16 protein-coding genes are annotated in these 16,694 nt (G+C 69.2%); 9 read left to right on the top strand and 7 right to left on the bottom strand.

The genetic code is table 11. The annotated features are described in order from the left end of the window. Positions 1–82 precede the first annotated feature (82 nt). Together AB0F38_RS00745 and AB0F38_RS00750 are read right to left on the bottom strand one after the other, a co-directional pair. Positions 83–1,162, bottom strand: a complete 1,080-nt coding sequence (locus AB0F38_RS00745; RefSeq protein ID WP_361884726.1) for a MarR family transcriptional regulator — start codon at positions 1,160–1,162, stop codon at positions 83–85. Between the two features lie 711 nt (positions 1,163–1,873). After that, on the bottom strand, positions 1,874–2,266 hold the full coding sequence (locus AB0F38_RS00750) for a DUF6415 family natural product biosynthesis protein (RefSeq protein ID WP_361884728.1): 393 nt from the start codon (positions 2,264–2,266) through the stop codon (positions 1,874–1,876). Positions 2,267–2,388: 122 nt separating this feature from the next. On the opposite strand from AB0F38_RS00750, the gene AB0F38_RS00755 reads away from it, so the two are divergent. The 5 genes from AB0F38_RS00755 to AB0F38_RS00775 all read left to right on the top strand — a co-directional run bounded on the left by AB0F38_RS00755 (position 2,389) and on the right by AB0F38_RS00775 (position 8,863). Next, positions 2,389–3,738 (top strand): hypothetical protein, encoded by a 1,350-nt coding sequence (locus AB0F38_RS00755; protein ID WP_361884730.1) that lies wholly within the window; start codon positions 2,389–2,391, stop codon positions 3,736–3,738. 207 nt (positions 3,739–3,945) lie between these two features. Continuing rightward, positions 3,946–4,866 (top strand): YDG/SRA domain-containing protein, encoded by a 921-nt coding sequence (locus AB0F38_RS00760; RefSeq protein WP_361884732.1) that lies wholly within the window; start codon positions 3,946–3,948, stop codon positions 4,864–4,866. 369 nt (positions 4,867–5,235) lie between these two features. Next, on the top strand, positions 5,236–6,570 hold the full coding sequence (locus AB0F38_RS00765) for a VanZ family protein (RefSeq protein WP_361884734.1): 1,335 nt from the start codon (positions 5,236–5,238) through the stop codon (positions 6,568–6,570). Positions 6,571–7,197: 627 nt separating this feature from the next. Continuing rightward, entirely contained in the window at positions 7,198–8,079 is an 882-nt protein-coding gene (locus tag AB0F38_RS00770) for a lysozyme (RefSeq protein ID WP_361884736.1), read from the top strand. Between the two features lie 139 nt (positions 8,080–8,218). Continuing rightward, positions 8,219–8,863, top strand: coding sequence for an N-acetylmuramoyl-L-alanine amidase (locus AB0F38_RS00775; RefSeq protein WP_361884738.1), 645 nt, complete (start codon positions 8,219–8,221; stop codon positions 8,861–8,863). Between the two features lie 171 nt (positions 8,864–9,034). Here the strand turns inward: AB0F38_RS00775 and AB0F38_RS00780 are convergent, their stop codons facing one another. The 3 genes from AB0F38_RS00780 to AB0F38_RS00790 all read right to left on the bottom strand — a co-directional run bounded on the left by AB0F38_RS00780 (position 9,035) and on the right by AB0F38_RS00790 (position 11,991). Continuing rightward, on the bottom strand, positions 9,035–9,250 hold the full coding sequence (locus tag AB0F38_RS00780; RefSeq protein ID WP_361884740.1) for a DUF4287 domain-containing protein: 216 nt from the start codon (positions 9,248–9,250) through the stop codon (positions 9,035–9,037). Between the two features lie 179 nt (positions 9,251–9,429). Continuing rightward, positions 9,430–10,437, bottom strand: coding sequence for an SEC-C domain-containing protein (locus AB0F38_RS00785; protein ID WP_361884742.1), 1,008 nt, complete (start codon positions 10,435–10,437; stop codon positions 9,430–9,432). A 153-nt stretch (positions 10,438–10,590) separates the two neighbouring features. Further along, positions 10,591–11,991 carry an MFS transporter gene (locus AB0F38_RS00790; protein WP_361884744.1) on the bottom strand — a complete coding sequence of 467 codons (1,401 nt, stop codon included), beginning with the start codon at positions 11,989–11,991 and terminating at the stop codon, positions 10,591–10,593. A 160-nt stretch (positions 11,992–12,151) separates the two neighbouring features. On the opposite strand from AB0F38_RS00790, the gene AB0F38_RS00795 reads away from it, so the two are divergent. The 4 genes from AB0F38_RS00795 (at position 12,152) to AB0F38_RS00810 (ending at position 14,949) form a co-directional block, all read left to right on the top strand. Further along, positions 12,152–12,682 (top strand): helix-turn-helix domain-containing protein, encoded by a 531-nt coding sequence (locus AB0F38_RS00795; RefSeq protein WP_361884746.1) that lies wholly within the window; start codon positions 12,152–12,154, stop codon positions 12,680–12,682. A gap of 57 nt (positions 12,683–12,739) precedes the next feature. After that, the gene (locus tag AB0F38_RS00800) at positions 12,740–13,081 is read left to right on the top strand and encodes a DUF6412 domain-containing protein (protein ID WP_361884748.1); all 342 of its coding nucleotides are present in this window, start codon (positions 12,740–12,742) and stop codon (positions 13,079–13,081) included. A gap of 89 nt (positions 13,082–13,170) precedes the next feature. Further along, positions 13,171–13,941 (top strand): YidC/Oxa1 family membrane protein insertase, encoded by a 771-nt coding sequence (locus AB0F38_RS00805; RefSeq protein WP_361884750.1) that lies wholly within the window; start codon positions 13,171–13,173, stop codon positions 13,939–13,941. A 147-nt stretch (positions 13,942–14,088) separates the two neighbouring features. Next, on the top strand, positions 14,089–14,949 hold the full coding sequence (locus tag AB0F38_RS00810; protein ID WP_361884752.1) for a fumarylacetoacetate hydrolase family protein: 861 nt from the start codon (positions 14,089–14,091) through the stop codon (positions 14,947–14,949). A 145-nt stretch (positions 14,950–15,094) separates the two neighbouring features. On the opposite strand, the gene AB0F38_RS00815 is transcribed toward AB0F38_RS00810, so the two are convergent. Then, on the bottom strand, positions 15,095–15,574 hold the full coding sequence (locus AB0F38_RS00815) for a heme-degrading domain-containing protein (RefSeq protein WP_361884754.1): 480 nt from the start codon (positions 15,572–15,574) through the stop codon (positions 15,095–15,097). After that, positions 15,571–16,677, bottom strand: a complete 1,107-nt coding sequence (locus AB0F38_RS00820; protein WP_361884756.1) for a Gfo/Idh/MocA family oxidoreductase — start codon at positions 16,675–16,677, stop codon at positions 15,571–15,573. The genes AB0F38_RS00815 and AB0F38_RS00820 overlap by 4 nt, the downstream gene beginning before the upstream one ends. Positions 16,678–16,694: the final 17 nt, after the last annotated feature.

Raw genomic sequence — 16,694 nt, forward strand, 5'->3', positions numbered from 1 at the left:
GCGGCGCGGGTACGCGCGTTCCCGGACGGGCCGTCCTGACGGGCTGTCCCGGGCGGGCGGTCACCCGTCACCCGTGGGCGGCCTACGACGGGGTGCGGAGCAGGCCTCGAAGGCTGCTCACCAGTGCGTGGACATCACGCACGGCGGGCGGCCCGGCAGGCACTGCCGACGCGGCCGGGGCTGCGTGCCCAAGGGCGGGCCGGCAGGCGCGGCAGAGGCCGTCGGGGATTGCTTCAGGGTGGCCGGGGGCCCCGCATGCGGTGCACTCCACCAGCAGGCGGCGGGTGGGGGCGGGGGAGCCCGGGATGGCGGGCAGGTGCGGCGGGAGCTTGTCGACGAGGCGGCGACGCACGAACCCGACGGGGGAGCCGACCGTTCGGGGGAGGCCGGAGCTGAGAGCGTGGGTGAGGTAGTCGGCGTCCACACCGCGTACGAACCACTCGGCGGCCAGGCCCTCCAGGACCCGGCAGTCGGCCGCGGACAGGGCGAGGCGGGGTTCGCGTTGCCCGAGTCGGGCGAGGGCGAGGTAGGCGGGCGAGGCAGGGGCGGGCCGTGCCCCGGGCCGGAGCGGCGCGACAGGTGCCGCAGCCGCGGCCGGGGCTTCGGCCGCGAGGGCCGGCGCTCCCGTGGGGACGGCCTGCGCGTCCGCAGGGACCCAGGGCGGCGGCGGGGTGACGGCCTCCGGGGCGGCACGCCTGACCCGGCTGCCGAGGTCGCCCTGGTTGTCCTGGGCACCTTGGCCGTCCTGGCCGTCCTGGCCGTCTTCGGCCGAGAGGTAGGCGGTCCACCACTCGTTGTCGTGGGCGGTGCGGGACCAGTAGGTGAGGGTGACCCAGCGGCTCTGGCCGAGACGCTCGACGCGGCACCGTACGTGGCGGAGGTGCCCGGCCACTCCCAGGGCTCGCAGGGCGCTGCCGATCGCCATCTGCCCGTACAGGGGCAGGTCCTTGGCGAGGGACTTGATGTCCATGGCGGCGCCGTCGGGGAGACGGTCGACGTAACCGGCGACGTACCGCTCGCGCTCCGGCAGGAAGGCGAAGTCCGACGCTTCGGAGGGGCGTTGCCGGGGTACGGATCGCTTGCCGTATCCACGCGGGGCTTCTCGGTACGGGCGTGAGGATGCGGGGGCGCGCAGGGCGGAGCTAGGGTGCTCGATAGCCACGAGATCGGGTCCTAACGATCTTGGGGTGAGACCCCGGCCTGGTGCGCTAACACCGCGTCGGGGTCGTTCAGTTGTGGGCACCGTAAGCAGTCGCGACTCCGCGCCGCAAGCTGGTCACGATTAGTCATACTTGCTGGCCGTGACGGGTCAGGGAGGGCGGGGAGGTTTCCTCAACCCCTTCTTTCCCCTACCGGATACAGACACCACTCGAATCCCGGCCCCCGGATCCAGACCCCCGAATCCCGAAGCTCAAGCGCCGGGCCCGGCGCCCTCCGCAGCCCCCTGAAGGAGTGAACGACCTGGCCCGGAGCTCGGGTTCCGAGGCTCGGGTTCCGAGCTCCGGTGGAGACACCAGCGGCGAGGCAGGCGTGCAGCGCGGCAGTGTGGGAATGACGAGGGGAGGCATTCCCACACGGCATGAGCCTGTCAGCCTCGATCATGCGCCACAGGTCAGGTCGACCACGTACCGCAGGTGCCGGCGCTCACCCAACGGTGCGAGCTGAGAATCTCGAGAGACGGCAGCGCCTCTTCAACTGGCCTCACCAGTTCAGGGACTCACATCGGCCGCAACTACACCTGGAGTTCGGGATCGATTGACCCATGACAGCCATCTGTGGCGGCGAGGGTCGTTGGTTGGCCTCGACCCGCAGCAACTCCCGCAACGCTGCGCCGGGCTCCCGAACAGGCAGTGCGGACCTCGCTGCTCCGTGGTCATCCATCGTGGCCCCCTGCTGGGTGATGTTCCCGCCAGAGGCCGACGAAGTACTTCGTCACGCGAGCGAGCTCGCGCGTGTACTCGAAGGCCGTGAACTGAGGGGTCTCGGCGTCAGGGCGAGCAAGCAACTCCAAGAGGCGGTGGGCGGAGCGGCGCATCTGCCGTGCCTCTTGGTTTGCGGAGAATCCGAGATCCTCTGCAAGGAAGAGGTTCAGCGCCCCGCGCAACCGGCTCGCCATGAAGTCGATCTCCTGCCGATCCGGCATGCACAGCCTGATGGCCAGTGCCCTGTCCACCGAGTCGCTGATGTCCTCCAGATCGACTGGTAGTGCCTCGCACCCGACGACATCAGGGTCGGAAGCATGGCCCCCTGCCACGGCAGTCATCATGTGATCCTCTCTTGTCCGGTTTCGATTGCGGTGTGTGAAGAGCTAACTGCGGGACGTGCATATCCGGGTACCGTGAGTGGGAGGCGTGACCGTGAAAGCCGTGAATCATCCGGGAGTTGGCGATGGCCAAGAAACCCCAGGGCGACCGCAATACGGGACTCGAGACCCTGCTTGAGCAGGCGCAATGGTCACGTACGCAGCTCGCCAACGCTGTGAATCGAGTGGGTGTTCAGCATGGGATGCCCCTCAAGTACGACCATTCAGCGGTTTCCCATTGGCTGAGCGGGACGCAGCCGAGGGAACAGGCCAGACGGATCATCCTCGAAGTGCTGGAGCGCAGGCTTGGCCGGCCGTTGACGTACGCCGAGGCAGGCCTGCAGCAGCCGAGACGCGGTGAGACCCCTCGCGACGGGGACACCGTCGAGTCGCTTCTGGACCTGGGAAGGTCAGACATGGATCCCTCGCGACGCGGTGTCCTCGCCGCCGGGTTGTATTCGGCAGCCCTCGCTGTACCCCTCTTCGCCGGTGAGGCGCAGGCGGAGGAGAGGGAACGTGCAACGAAACCCACCGGTCGCATCGGGACTGCCGAAGTTGCCACTGTGCGGACGATGACCGACCGCATCGCGGACATCCTCGACGAGCTGGGTGGCGGGCATGCGCGGCCGATGGCCGCGGCATTTCTCGTCAACACCGTCGCGCCGTACCTCCGGGCATCGGCCACCGAACAGGTGAGAAGCGACATGCTCTCCGCTGCGTCGGACCTGACCTACCTGACCGGTTGGATGGCGATGTACGAGCGGGAGCACGGCCTCGGGCAGCGCTACTACGTCAAGGCGCTGAAGCTCGCCACGGAAGCCGGTGACCACGTGACGTACTGCCGCACGCTGCGCGGCATGAGCCTCCAGGCTTCGAGCCTGCGTCATGGCGCGACAGCCTTGAAACTGGCGGATTCCGCAGCCGAGGCCGCGCCGAAGGCGGGTCCACGGCTGGTTGCCTTCCTGCGCGGACAGCAGGCACATGCGGCAGCGCTGGTCGGCGACCGCAAGCAGGCCTTCACACGGCTGCGTGAGGCCGAGGTGGCACTTTCCCAGGCCGACTCCAGGCGGGAGTCCATCGGTGGGTATGACCAGACGGCGTACCAGTTCCACGTTGGACATGTCCTCTATGAGACGAAGGACCTACCGGGGTCGATCGCCGCTCTGAAGACCTCGATCAGGACGCAGCCGAAGCAGGAACGACAAGGACGCCTGCATGCCAACGCGGTGATGGCCCACCGACAATACGAGCTGGGCCACATTGAGGAGGCGTGTGCCACCTGGGACACCTTCCTCGACGACTACGTGGGTTTGTCGACGGCCCGGGGAGACGACCACTTCGACACCATGCGGAAGCGGCTCGTTCCGTACCGCAGGGTGCGGGCTGTGCGGGCGCTCGTCGAGCGGGCGGGGCAGGTTGCCGCGATGAAGGGGTAACTGACCGCGTGGAACGACTGATCCGGACCCGATCAGCGCTCACGGGGAGGGAGTCGCAGCGGCGACGCTGACGCGCTGGGTGATTCGTCCCAAGAGTGGAGGTCTGAAGCTCTTGTGTGGCAGCTATTTTAAGCCACATTTAGGTCAAAGACAGCCATGATCGACCACCGGCACCGTAGAACTATCGGACGTCGGCAACATGTTCGCATGTCTCCCAAGCCGTCGAAGTCGATCTACTTTGGTCCTCCACCGAATGTGGAGGAGGGGCAATGGTTCAAGAGCCACGATGAGTTGCATGCGGCTGACGTCCACCGCTTCCGGGGGCGAGGCATCTCAGGCACAGCACATGAGGGTGTTGATTCCATCGTCGCGAGCGGCGGGTACGCCGGAGACGAGGATCTGGGCGACATCGTGATCTATACGGCCCAGGGCGGAGATCCCGACAGGAACGGACACATCACTGGTAACCAAGCCCTGACGGGCGTCAATGAGGGAATGGTGCGTAACTTTCGGGAGGGTCTACCTATTCGATTCGTGCGGGGTCTTGGGATCAAGCGAGGTAAAGCAACCGAGGGTTATCGCTACAGAGGCCTCTACCTTGTGGAAGATTACTGGAGTGTGCGCACCGAGCGCGGTTATCTGATGTGGCAGTTCAGGCTCGCGAAGGAGCTGGCTCGGGAGTCGGGCGACCTCGCGACCGACTCCAGTAGTGAGCTCACCCCTCTTGAGCGAGTGACCGCGAAGTACGTTGCCACGCAGCGACGTGTTCGCAATACGTTGGCAACCCGCGCCATAAAGGCCCTGTACGAGAACACGTGCCAGATGTGCCAGGTGCCGATCGTAGTGGATGCCAACGGTGCTCGATACAGTGAGGGGGCGCATATACACGCACTTGGTAGGCCGCATGAGGGGCGGGATGTCCAGGGGAACATACTATGCCTGTGCCCCAATTGTCATGTGCTCTTCGATAATGGGGTGCGCCTCATCACCGATGATCTCAAGATTGTGGATGGACTCACCCATCGGGTGCTTGGAGATCTTTACGTCAAGCGCGACCGCCACCACATCGATCGGAAGTGCTTGGAACAGCATCGCTCTCGGTGGGTGGACCGCTCAGAGAAAATTTAGCGCTGATTGATGAGTTCGAACGCTTCTTAACGGATGGTGCACCTCGGGACCGTCAACCTGCGGCTATGGCTGAGTAGGTCTAGATATTGGTTGGAGCCTGATGGTGAAGCGTCCAGTTGGCATCCATTGGCCTAGCTCCCTCGATGCGACCACGTAGGGCTCGGCATCCGCTCACGCGGCAGGTGTGACCGGCAGTAATTCGTGTAGCCGTAAATGGACTTCAGACTGCTACTCCGCTATCGGGCTGATGTTGGCTTTCGTTCAGTTGGCATTTCAGACCCGTTCCGGTGCCTGCTGAGTCCCCTCCCTTGCTATTCCGTCCTGCGGCTCACGTGGGGCGAGGCGGTCCCGTTCGAAGGTTTTGCGCACATGCTGCAAGCTCTTTTTCATGGTCGAGGCGATTTCGTCCTGATCGCCATGGCCGCCGTGACGTTCGCTGCTCTCTTGAGTTATCTCGCTGCGAAGAGGTTCCTGCATCGCCCATGGGCTTATGCCGGGCTGGCCGCCGTTCTGGCGGCGGAGTTGAGCGTCACTATTTTCTTTCCGTCCCCGGGGCATGTGTCCGGGCATTGTGTCCTCAACCGGAATTACAGTGAACCTTTCGCGACGGAGCAGGGCCTGCTGAACGTGGCAATGTTCTTGCCTATCGGGTTCTTCGGTGTTCTTGCGGCTCGGCGCATCCTTCCTGTCTTCCTGGGTGGCGCACTGTTGTCGGTGGTGACCGAGCTCGGGCAGGCGCTCGCCCCATGGGTGGGGCGAAGCTGCGATAGCAGTGATGTGCTGACGAACGTACTCGGGGCGGGAGCTGGAACGCTTGTCGGCTGGGCCGCAGTTCGAGCTGCCCGCGGGGAGCTCAATTCTCTGCGTTCTGGGGCGAAGTCGACGGCTGTCGTCTTCGTGGCCGGTCTCGTCGTCTGCGCCATGGTGTGGAGGGCGTGGATCACCCCGCTGGCTCTGGACTCCACAAGTCTGCAGATCGTGGGCCGCGACGCAAAGACTCAGGCGCAGCAGGTCCTTACCGCCGCCTTCGATAACCACCTCGACGTTGCGAACGTGCAGCTCCAGTCCGGGCAGAACGGGGCACCTGACCTACTGCTGATTACCCTGGAGACGGGGTTCGCAGAGCTGAGCTGGCCGGACAAAGAACTGCTCACGGTCAGCCTGGAAGGCTCAAGCGAGCCTGGGCCTGGGAGCTTTGCGGTGGCGGGAGTCGGAGCCGCACCCAGGACGCCTGACGATGCGCTCCGCATAGCGACAACGTACGCGAAGGAGCGTTTCCCGTGGGGTCTCAAGGATTCGCACGTGAAGTCGTTCCCAGTCGGCGATGATGCGGAGTTTGGCTGGATGGTCAGTTGGCGTAGTCGCATTGACGGGGTGCTTATGCCAATGCGTCTGGACGTGCAGATCAATCGAGCCGGCCGCGTCTCGGCGCTGCTGTCCTGTCATGTGGAGGGACCCGTCTCACTTCCCCCGCGCCGGGTGAGTGAGAAGCAAGCTGCGACCATCGCGTCCAAGTTCGCGGGCGGAGCTAAGACAGATGCAGGGAACTTGCTGGCCATCCGGCGCGAAGGGGACTGGCGGGCGCAATGGATGATTCCGGTCGTGGCCGGTGGCGACACTTACCCGGTCTACGTCGATGCCGGAACAGGGAAAGTGGACGAAAGGGCCTCACCTGCCCTGGGCTTGCCCACGCCGCCCAGCTGACCTGAGTGGCAAGCTCAGGTCCCGTAGTGATGGACCTTGATGGGGACTCGGTCGGTGGGGGCCTTGTGGTTCATGACCGAAACCAGGGGAAGTGCGTGAGAGTTGCTCCGTGGGCGGTCATCTGTCCGTCGTGGTCGGTAGCGGCGCTCCGGGATCAGCTTGTGTCGAGGTGCCGCTCGTAGTCTCGGAGCGAGAGCGCAGCGAGCTGACCCGCAGCCCTGTTCAAGACACGCGACTCGTCATCCCATCTGCGACGACGCTACCCGTCGTCCTTGCGCCCCTTCGGCATGGCCGAGTCTCATCTCGTCGCGGGTTGCGTAGGTGATCAGGAGCGCGGGCCTGGAGCTTCGGGACACGGTGGGTTCGGGTCCAACGAAGCGAGCACTCGTCGGCGCTGCGCCGGGATGTCCTCCTCCGGCATGGCGAAATCGGCTTCCGCCCGACCCTTCAAATCTGAAAGTTTCTGCCAATTCCGAGCGTCGGCCCAGCTGACGCGGCGCGTCAGAGGTCTAGGCCAACACGCCTCTTTACGCCCCTGGTCACTCGTGCGTTACTCATGTCGTGTCCATGGCATCCGATTATCGGATGCCAGGCACTACCGTCCCCTCAACGTGCCCGGAGGCAGCTATGCCCGCGTACAGTTCTCCGACCCGCCGACTCGTCAGATCCAGAGCCGCCCTCCTCGCCGGCGTCCTCAGCGGTGTCGCCGCCCTGCTGGTGACCAGCGCGGGGCCCGTGGCCGCCGCGCCCCCCGGCCCCGACAGGCCGGTGCAGCAGGGACACGCGTGGATGGGGGCGGGGACCCGCATCGAGCAGGGCCCCCAGGCCTCGGGCGACGGGGGCATGTCCACGATGGACACCAGTGGTGTCCAGGGCATCGACGTCTCCCACTGGCAGGGCGCGATCAACTGGGGCTCGGTGAAGGCCGCGGGCATCGACTTCGCCTACATCAAGGCCACCGAGGGCACGACGTACAAGGACAGCAACTTCAGCGCGAACTACATCGGCTCCTACAACGCCGGCCTGATCCGGGGCGCGTACCACTTCGCCCGCCCGAACGTCTCCAACGGTGCGACGCAGGCCGGCTACTTCGCCTCCAGCGGCGGCGGTTGGTCCAGGGACAACCAGACCCTCCCCGGCGTCCTCGACATCGAGCACAACCCGTACGGGGCCATGTGCTACGGCCTGTCCACCACGCAGATGCGGACGTGGATCAACGACTTCTACAACACGTACAAGGCCCGTACGACCCGGGACGTCGTCATCTACACGACCGCCAGCTGGTGGAACACCTGCACCGGCAGCTGGACCGGCATGTCCACCAAGGCGCCCCTCTGGATCGCCCACTGGGGCGTCAGCAGCCCCACCGTCCCCGCCGGATTCCCCACCTGGACGATCTGGCAGTACACCGCCACCGGCCGGGTCAGCGGTGTCGCCGGTGACGTGGACCGCAACAAGTTCAACGGCACCATGACGCGACTCCTGGCCCTCGCCAACAACACGGCGTGACCGACGCCCCTGCGACGGCGGACGGGCGAGTTCCCGCGGGGGCTCGCCCGGCCGCACCCGCGCTGTCTCCGCCACCCCCACCGCCGCCGTCGCTGCCACGGCGCGGCCGGCCGGAACGACCGCAGACCAGGAGTGCACCGTGAACCTTCCGAAGCCGAGCCGCCGCCACATCCTGCTCGCCGGTACGGGTGGGCTGGTGGCCGCCGCCCTACCCGGAACCGCCCGTGCCGCGAGTGCCGTCGAGCCGGACATCGACAGCACCGCGCAGTGGAACGCACGCCCGCCCCGCAGCGCGGTGACTCTCGTGCCGAGGCGGCCGAACAAGATCATCGTTCACCACACGGTCAGCGCCAACACCTCCGACTTCTCCCGCGCCCAGGCCCACGCGCACGCCCACTGGGTCCAGGACCTGCACATGGACAAGAACGGGTGGATCGACAGCGGCTACCACTTCCTCGTCAGCCGGGGCGGCTGGATCACCGAGGCGCGTCACCGCAGCCTCAGCACCCTGCAGGGCGGCAGCAACTTCGTGCTCGGTTCCCACACGTCCGGGCAGAACGACCAGGCCATCGGCATCGCCAACGAGGGCGCGTATCACGACGGCGCCCAGCCCCCGCAGGCTCAGTGGGAGGTCCTGGTCGTGCTCTGCGCGTACGTCTGCAAGCAGTACGGCGTCGCACCGAGCCGCATCTACGGGCACAAGGACTTCGGCACCACCCTCTGCCCGGGCGTGCTGCACGACAAACTGCCCCAGCTGCGCAGCGAGGTCGCTGCGAGCATGTAGGGACGCGCCCGGCCCGCGACGCTCCGGCACGCCGGGTGCCGCTTCACCGGGGCGGGCGCGCGGGCGATGCGGGCCCGGGTGTTCAGCGGCAGAGTTCGTCCAGGTCGTCGCCGAAGGTGGGGAACTCGGCCCGCGCCGCCGCGATTCCTCGGCTGCCGGGCCGCCGTGGCTCTACTCGGCCGCCTTGTCCTCGGCGAGCGTGTGCGCCACCAGGGCGTTGGCGTGGCCGTGGCCCAGGCCGTGCTCCGACTTGAGCCAGGAGACGAGCTCCATGTGTCCCGTCAGGGGTGAGGTGCGGATGAGGCGCTTCCACTCCGCGATCGGGCGGCCGTGCTTCTTCTCGATCGAGGGGAAGTAGCTCGCGGGGCCCTTTACCGGGTCGGTCATGTCGTTGCGTCCCGTTCGTCTCGTTCGTCGTGGGCAGGCGATCGGTGGTGAGGCCGGGGCCTGTTGCACTGATGACCGTCGGCGCGCCCGGAAGTAATCGGTGCCCCCCGTACGTCCGCTGTCACCACCGACACCGGAGGAGGGCCCCGACGGCGTTCCCCGAAGCACCGGGCCCGGAGCTACGCGGCCCCGTGACACTCCCGGTACGCGCGCCCCGAACCGCACCAGCACGCCGCACTGCGCGCCGGCGGCCACGGGACGGCACGGCCGCGGGCTGCCAGGGTGGTGGCGTACTGGGGGAGCAGGTCCGGGTCCGAGGGGGACGCCGCCTCCGACGCGGCGAACGCCTCGTACGAGGGGACCGTGCCCGTGACGATGCCGAGATTCGGCGTGCCCGCGGCGTGCAGATCCCGCAACGCCGCCTCCAGGCGGGCCAGATGATCCTCGTGGCCCGCGTACTCCTGATTCAACTCCGGGTACGTGCTCAGGAGTTCGCTCAGCTCGTCCTCGGGCCAGTGCAGCACGGCCACCGGGAACGGGCGGGACAGCGCCGTGCGGTAGGTGCCCAGTTCGGCGCGCAGGCGGGTGATCTCCGCCTGGAGCTCGCCCGGGTCCGAGGAGCCCAGCGACCACAGGCGCTTCGGGTCGTGCAGTTCGTCGAGGGGGACGGCGGCCGTGTGCAGGGTGTCGGCCAGCTCGTCCCACGGGTCGTGGCCGACTCCGAGCAGCCTGCGCACCCGGTGCCGTCCGACGAGCAAGGACTGGGTGGCGTACGGGACTTCCTCGCCCGGTGTGAGGAGGATCGTCAGCGCGGTCGAGAAGAAGTCGTGGGCCGACTCCAGCTCGTCATGGCCCTCCAGGGTCTCCGCGGCGATCTCCCACGGTGCCGCGTCGAGCGGGGCCGCGACACGGATGCCGTCGATGATCGCGCGGGCCTCCGCCTCGTGGCCGTACTCCCAGAGGTTGGCCGCTTTGAGTGCTTTGACCAGGTGCGGGTTCTCGACCGTCGTTCCGGGGGAGCCGAGCAGCTCGTCGTAGAGGGCGGTGGCGCGGGCGCGGTCTCCGGCGAGCTCCAGATGGGCCGCGGCCTGGAGGAACAGCGGTTCGTGGTCCTCGGGATACTGCGCCGCGGTGCGCAGCAGGCGCTCGGCTTCGGTGGTGTGGGCGGCAGGCGTGTCGGGGCGCATGCACCACACCGTACTGCGGTGCGGGGGCGAGGTGAGAGAGCGCGGGGTGGAGCGGTGGTGGAGGCCACAGGGCCGCCGGGAGAACGACCCGCGCCCACGGGCGAGGTGCGTGGGGCGGAGCCCCGGGGAGCCGGGGCTCCGGCACCGCCCCGGTCAGCGCTCCCGCAGGAACAGGACGCCCACCGTGGCCGCCAGGGCCGTCCCCGCCGACACCAGCACCGCCGCGTCCGCGCCCAGCGGCGTCGTGGCCACCGCGATCGTGACGGCGACACCGGCCGAGGAGCCGAGGTAGCGGGCCGTGTTGTTCGCGCCCGACCCCATGGCGGCACGCTCCGGCGGCACGGACTCGACGGCGAGGCGCGGCAGTGCCGCGTTGAGCAGGCCGCTGCCGATGCCTGCGACGACCAAGGCCGGCACCAGTCGCAGCCACACCGACGCGCTCGCGCTCCCGCTACCGCCGGTGAGCGTGCCCAGCAGCGGCAGCACCGCCAGCCCGTGCAGCAGGAATCCGGCCGCCAGCTGGTGGCGGGCCGCCACCCTGCCCGTCAGCCGGCGCGACTGCAGGGCCGTGACGAACGACGTGCCGGACCAGAGCAGGAACAGCCACGCCGAGTCGAGCGCCGAGAAGGAGAGCGCGTGCTGGAGCAGCGTCGGCAGATAGCTGAACAGGCCGATGACCGCGAGTCCCGTGAACAGCCCGCCCGCCGCAGACGCGAGGAAGGCCCGGCTGCGGAACAGCGCCAGGTCGATCAGCGGGGCCGCCGCCCGGCGCTCCACCGCGGCGAACACGGCGGACAGGGCGAGCGCGGCCAGCAGCAGCAGGCCCACGGGCGCGCGCAGCCAGCCGTCCCGGCCCAGCGTCAGGGCGGTCAGCAGCGCGGTCATCGCCAGACCGAGCACGGCGGCGCCCGCCAGATCGGGGCGCCCGGCCCGAGGCGCGCGGGACTCGGTGAGCACCCGGAAGCCGAAGACGGCCGTGACGAGGGCGCCGAGCCCGAGGGCGACGTACGTCAGGCGCCAGTCGACGGTGCCGAGGGAGCTCGCGAGCAGCGGGCCGAGCGCGATCCCCGCACTCACGAACGCTCCCCACACGCCCATGGCCCTGATCCTCGCGTGGCCGACCGGATAGGCGCCGACCAGCAGGCCGAGGCTGGTGGCCAGGATCGCCGCACTCGCCGCGCCCTGGCCGACCCGGGCGAGGGTGAAGCCGAGCGTGGAGGTGGCGAGCGCACCGAGCGCGGTGGTGACGCCGAGGCCCAGGGTGCCGGTGAGGAAGAGCCGGCGGCGGCCGAAGTCGTCGGCGAGGCTGCCCGCCACGAGGAGGAGGACGGCGAGGCCGAGCGGTGTGCCGTTGAGCAGCCAGGCCTGGGCGGCGGCCGGGGTGCCGAGGGAGGCGGAGATGTCGGGGAGCGTCGTCATCGGCGCGGTGTAGTTCATCAGCGCGACGGTGGTCGCGGCGCTGGTGACGGCGAGGGTCGCGCCGGGACGGTGCGCGCGGCCGGGGGGTGTCCGCAGGACGGGTGCGGGCTCGGTCCGTGCGGGCTGCTGGGTCATGACGTCCCTTCGGGGCTCGACCCGGCAAAGGCGTTCCGGGTTCGGGATCCGGGTGCGGACCCCGGCTCCACGCAGTGGGTTCGGTGAATGAACTCACCGGACGGGGTCACGCTAGCACGGTAGGTTCATTCACCGAACCTTGTGGAGGTAAAGTGATCCCATGGCACTCGGCAAGGACTACGCGACCCAGCAGTGCTCGATCGCCCGCGCGCTGGAAGTGATCGGCGAGCGCTGGACCCTGCTGGTCGTGCGCGACGCCTTCTACGGCGTGCGCCGGTACAACGACTTCCTCGCCCACCTCGGCATCCCGCGCGCCGTCCTGGCCGGCCGGCTGCAGGCCCTCACCGAGGCCGGGGTACTGGTCAGACGCCGCTACCAGGAATCACCCCCGCGCGACGAGTACGTCCTCACCGACAGCGGCAAGGCCCTCTGGCCCACCCTGCGCTCGATCGGACTCTGGGGCCGCGAACACATCACCGGCACCCTCCCCATGCGCGTCTTCGTGCACGCCGCGTGCGGCACCGAGCTGGGCTCCTACGGACAGTGCCCCGCCTGCGGAACCGACGTACCGCCCGAGGACGTGGAGATGCGGCCCGGCCACGGACTCGACCCCGACCCGGCCGATCCGGTCAGCCGGGCCCTGCTCGTCCCCCGCCGGCTCCTCCAGCCGCTGGAGACCGATCGTGTATAACGGCTGAAGGACACATCGCGGGCGCGCGCGCCTCGCACACCACGGAGGGGGGCACCGATGAGCGACACCGACCGTGTACGCCGCGGAGCCGCCCAGCTGCTCCGGCCCGTGCTCCGCCCCGCCGCGTTCCTCGTCCTGTTCCTCACCGAGGTCCTGCTCGCCGAAGGCGGCAGCCTCTCCGCCGCCGTCGCCCTCGCGGCCACCGCGGCCGCCGGATCGGCGCTCCTCGTCTGCTCCGTCATCAGCGCCCGCTGCGCCGCCCCCGTGCCCCGCACCCGGGTGCGCACCGCCATGCGCGACCGCGAGAAGCGCACCGCGTTCCTGCCTCAGCGCGACCCCGACGCCAGGGGGCGCACCAGGCCCCGAGCGCCCGGATCCGCCCTCCTGACGGCCGCGTAGGGACCAGCACCTCTCCGCACTCCCCGCGCGGGTCGTCCTGCCGAGCTCCACTCATCCCGGCACGACGAGACCCCCCGGAGGGCTCACCCATGTCCGCTTTCATGTCCGCCTTCGCGAGCCTGGTCGGCTCGCTGGCCGATCTGCTCCAGCCGTTCTTCCAGACCGCGTCCACGGCCGCCGCGATCGTCCTGTTCACCGCCCTCGTACGGCTCGCCGTGCACCCCCTGTCGCGGGCCGCGGCACGCGGGCAGAAGGCCCGCGCCAAACTCCAGCCGCAGATCACCGAGCTGCGCGAGAAGCACGCCAACAACCCCGAGCGGATGCAGAAGGCGCTCATGGAGCTGCACGCCGCGGAGAAGGTCTCGCCGCTCTCCGGCTGCCTGCCCAGCCTGCTCCAGATGCCGGCCTTCTTCCTGCTCTACCACCTCTTCTCCAGTCAGGAGATCGGCGGCGAACCCAACTCGCTGCTCGGCCACGAGCTGTTCTCGGCCCCGCTCGGCGAGCGCTGGCACAACGCGCTCGCCGACGGCGGGCCGTTCGGCGCGCAGGCGCTGGTCTACCTGGCGCTGTTCGTGATCGTCGCCGCCGTCGCCACGTTCAACTACGGCCGCACGAAGCGTCAGATGGCGCAGAACCCGATGACCCCGGCCACCGGCCCGGACGGACAGCCGGTGCCCGGCATGGGGGCGATGACGAAGATCATGCCGCTGATGTCGTTCCTCACGCTCTTCTCCGTGGCCTTCGTGCCGCTGGCCGCGGCGCTGTACATCGTCACCAGCACCACCTGGACCGCGATCGAGCGGGCGTACCTCTACCGGGACACCCCGGCCGCGGATGCCGCCCTCGCACCCGCGCTCTGAGGGGCCCGTACGCGTACGGCACGCGCGCCCGGTCCAGTCAGTGAACAAGGTATTGCGGAGTCATCCGATGTCTTGGAGGATCGACCGAGCCTTTCGCTGGCCGCAACCCACCGACGGGCTCGATCTCGACCAAGGGGAGATGGACCGTTGAAGCTGCTTCGAGTCGGTACGGCGGGCGCGGAACGCCCGGCACTGCTTGACCGTAACGGGACTTTGCGTGACCTCTCGGGCCTCGTCACCGACATCGACGGCGACCTGCTCGCCGACGCGTCGGCGCTGGCCCGTGTGCGGGAGGCGGCACAGACACCCGAGGTGCTGCCCCCGATCGACACGGAAGGGCTGCGGATCGGGCCGCCGGTAGCCCGCATCGGCAAGATCGTGTGCATCGGGCTGAACTACCACGACCACGCGGCCGAGACCGGGGCGGCGATCCCGGAGGAGCCGATCCTGTTCCTCAAGGCCCCGGACACGGTCGTGGGCCCCGAGGACACCGTGCTCGTGCCGCGCGGCAGCCGTAAGACCGACTGGGAGGTCGAGCTCGCGGTCGTCATCGGCCGCACCGCCCGCTCCCTGGAATCCGCCGAGGAGGCGCTCGGGCACGTCGCCGGATACGCGACGGCGCACGACGTCTCCGAGCGGGAGTTCCAGCTGGAGCGGGGCGGCACCTGGGACAAGGGCAAGAACTGCGAGACGTTCAACCCGCTGGGGCCGTGGCTCGTGACGGCGGACGAGGTGCCGGACCCGCAGGCGCTGCCGCTGAAGCTGTGGGTCAACGGCGAGCTGAAACAGGACGGCACGACGGCCGACCAGATCTTCCCGGTCGGGGAGGTCGTGCGCTACCTCAGCCGGTTCATGACGCTGTACCCCGGCGACGTGATCAACACGGGCACCCCGGCCGGGGTGGCCCTGGGACGGCCGGAGCCGAAGCCCTACCTGCGAGCCGGCGACGTGGTCGAGCTGGAGATCGAGGGGCTGGGACGGCAGCGGCAGGAGCTCAAGGACGCGTAGGGGACGTAACGGAGCGGAACGCGGTCCGACTGCCCGGGACCCGCACCAGGTCGAACAGCTCCACGGACCGCCCGCGCTCCCCGTCCCGCACGGGCGCGCGGAAGGCTCCGCCGGTTCCGGCGGAGCCTTCCGCGCGCGGCGCCGGTCAGGACGGGCGGCGCGTCGCGAACTGCTCCAGTGCCTCGACCACCAGCGCATGGTCCTCCGCCTGGGGAAGGCCCGAGACCGTGACCGAGCCGATCACGCCCGCGCCCTCCACCGCGATCGGGAACGAACCGCCGTGCGCGGCGTACGTGTCCGGGTCCAGTCGGGAGGACTCGTCGAAGGTGGTGCCCTTCGCCCGGAAGCGCGTCCCGACCAGGTAGGAGCTCTCGCCGTACCGCTCCACGACCCTGCGCTTGCGGTCGATCCAGGCGTCGTTGTCCGCGCTCGAACCGGGCAGCGCGGCATGGAACAGCTGCTGGGCGCCGCGCCGGATGTCGATCGCGACCGGGGCGTGCCGGTCCCGGGCCAGCGCGACCAGCAGGCTGCCCAGCGCGTACGCGTCGTCGTAGCCGAAGTGCGGCAGCGTCAGGCGCCGCTCCTGCGCGATCAGCTCGGAGACGGTCGGAGTGATGGGGCTCATGCGTGCCTCTCCTCGTCGTGGTGCGGAAGAAGGGTGACGGACACGCCCTCGCGGGCGGAACGGCGCGCGGCCTCCAGGACGTCCAGCGCGGCGGCGGCCTGCAGGGCCGTCACCGGGTTCTCGCCCGTGCCGCGCAGGGCGGCCGCCACGGCCGCGTAGTACGCCGGGTAGTCGCCCGGCAGCGTACGGACCGGGTCGCCGCCGCCGGTCAGCGGTGACTCGCCGGAGCCCAGACGCCCCCACAGCTCCTCCGGCTCCTCTCCCCAGGGCGCGCCGGGCGCCGGGCGGACACCCTTGCGCAGGTCGGCCTCCTGCGGGTCCAGGCCGTACTTCACGTAGCCCGCCTTCGAGCCCAGCACCCGCAAACGCGGGCCGAGCTGGGCCGTGGTGGCGCTGACGTACAGATGCGAACGGACCCCGTTCGCGTGCGTGATCGCGAGGAAGGTGTCGTCGTCGGCCGCCGCACCCGGACGGCGTGCGTCGGACTCCGCGTACACCTGGACCGCGGGGCCGAACAGGGTGAGCGCCTGGTCGACGACATGGCTGCCCAGGTCGTACAGCAGGCCGCCGATCTCCTCCGGGTCGCCCGACTCGCGCCAGCCGCCCTTGAGCTCCGGACGCCACCGCTCGAAACGGGACTCGAAGCGCTGTACCTCGCCGAGCTCACCGTCCTCGACGAGACGGGCCAGGGTCAGGAAGTCGTTGTCCCACCGGCGGTTCTGGAAGACCGACAGCAGCAGCCCGCGCTCGTCGGCCAGCGCGGCCAGCTCGCGTGCCCCGGCGGCCGTGCCCGCGAGCGGCTTGTCCACGACCACGGGCAGTCCGGCCTTCAGCGCGGCCTTCGCGATCGGGACATGGGTCTTGTTCGGTGAGGCGATCACGACCAGGTCCAGCTCGTCCGCCCGCGCGAGGAGGTCGTCGGGCGAGTCCGCGAACCGTACGTCGGGGAACTCGGCGCGGGCCTGTGCCTTCCGCTCCTCGTTCGACGTGACGACCGTGTCGAGGACGAGGCCCTCGGTCGCCGAGATCAGCGGGGCGTGGAACACGGAGCCCGCCAGGCCGTAGCCGACGAGCCCGACACGAAGAGGAGCGGTGGCAGTCATGCGATCCACTTAAGCAA

The organism is Streptomyces sp. NPDC025273, from assembly GCF_040638585.1.
Classification (GTDB): domain Bacteria; phylum Actinomycetota; class Actinomycetes; order Streptomycetales; family Streptomycetaceae; genus Streptomyces; species Streptomyces cinereorectus.

Excerpts from the sequence above, each read along its gene's own strand:
- AB0F38_RS00750 (WP_361884728.1), bottom strand. The coding sequence starts at position 2,266 with ATGATGACTGCCGTGGCAGGGGGCCATGCTTCCGACCCTGATGTCGTC.
- AB0F38_RS00755 (WP_361884730.1), top strand. The coding sequence starts at position 2,389 with ATGGCCAAGAAACCCCAGGGCGACCGCAATACGGGACTCGAGACCCTG.
- AB0F38_RS00760 (WP_361884732.1), top strand. The coding sequence starts at position 3,946 with ATGTCTCCCAAGCCGTCGAAGTCGATCTACTTTGGTCCTCCACCGAAT.
- AB0F38_RS00765 (WP_361884734.1), top strand. The coding sequence starts at position 5,236 with ATGCTGCAAGCTCTTTTTCATGGTCGAGGCGATTTCGTCCTGATCGCC.
- AB0F38_RS00770 (WP_361884736.1), top strand. The coding sequence starts at position 7,198 with ATGCCCGCGTACAGTTCTCCGACCCGCCGACTCGTCAGATCCAGAGCC.
- AB0F38_RS00780 (WP_361884740.1), bottom strand. The coding sequence starts at position 9,250 with ATGACCGACCCGGTAAAGGGCCCCGCGAGCTACTTCCCCTCGATCGAG.
- AB0F38_RS00785 (WP_361884742.1), bottom strand. The coding sequence starts at position 10,437 with ATGCGCCCCGACACGCCTGCCGCCCACACCACCGAAGCCGAGCGCCTG.
- AB0F38_RS00790 (WP_361884744.1), bottom strand. The coding sequence starts at position 11,991 with ATGACCCAGCAGCCCGCACGGACCGAGCCCGCACCCGTCCTGCGGACA.
- AB0F38_RS00795 (WP_361884746.1), top strand. The coding sequence starts at position 12,152 with ATGGCACTCGGCAAGGACTACGCGACCCAGCAGTGCTCGATCGCCCGC.
- AB0F38_RS00800 (WP_361884748.1), top strand. The coding sequence starts at position 12,740 with ATGAGCGACACCGACCGTGTACGCCGCGGAGCCGCCCAGCTGCTCCGG.
- AB0F38_RS00805 (WP_361884750.1), top strand. The coding sequence starts at position 13,171 with ATGTCCGCTTTCATGTCCGCCTTCGCGAGCCTGGTCGGCTCGCTGGCC.
- AB0F38_RS00815 (WP_361884754.1), bottom strand. The coding sequence starts at position 15,574 with ATGAGCCCCATCACTCCGACCGTCTCCGAGCTGATCGCGCAGGAGCGG.
- AB0F38_RS00820 (WP_361884756.1), bottom strand. The coding sequence starts at position 16,677 with ATGACTGCCACCGCTCCTCTTCGTGTCGGGCTCGTCGGCTACGGCCTG.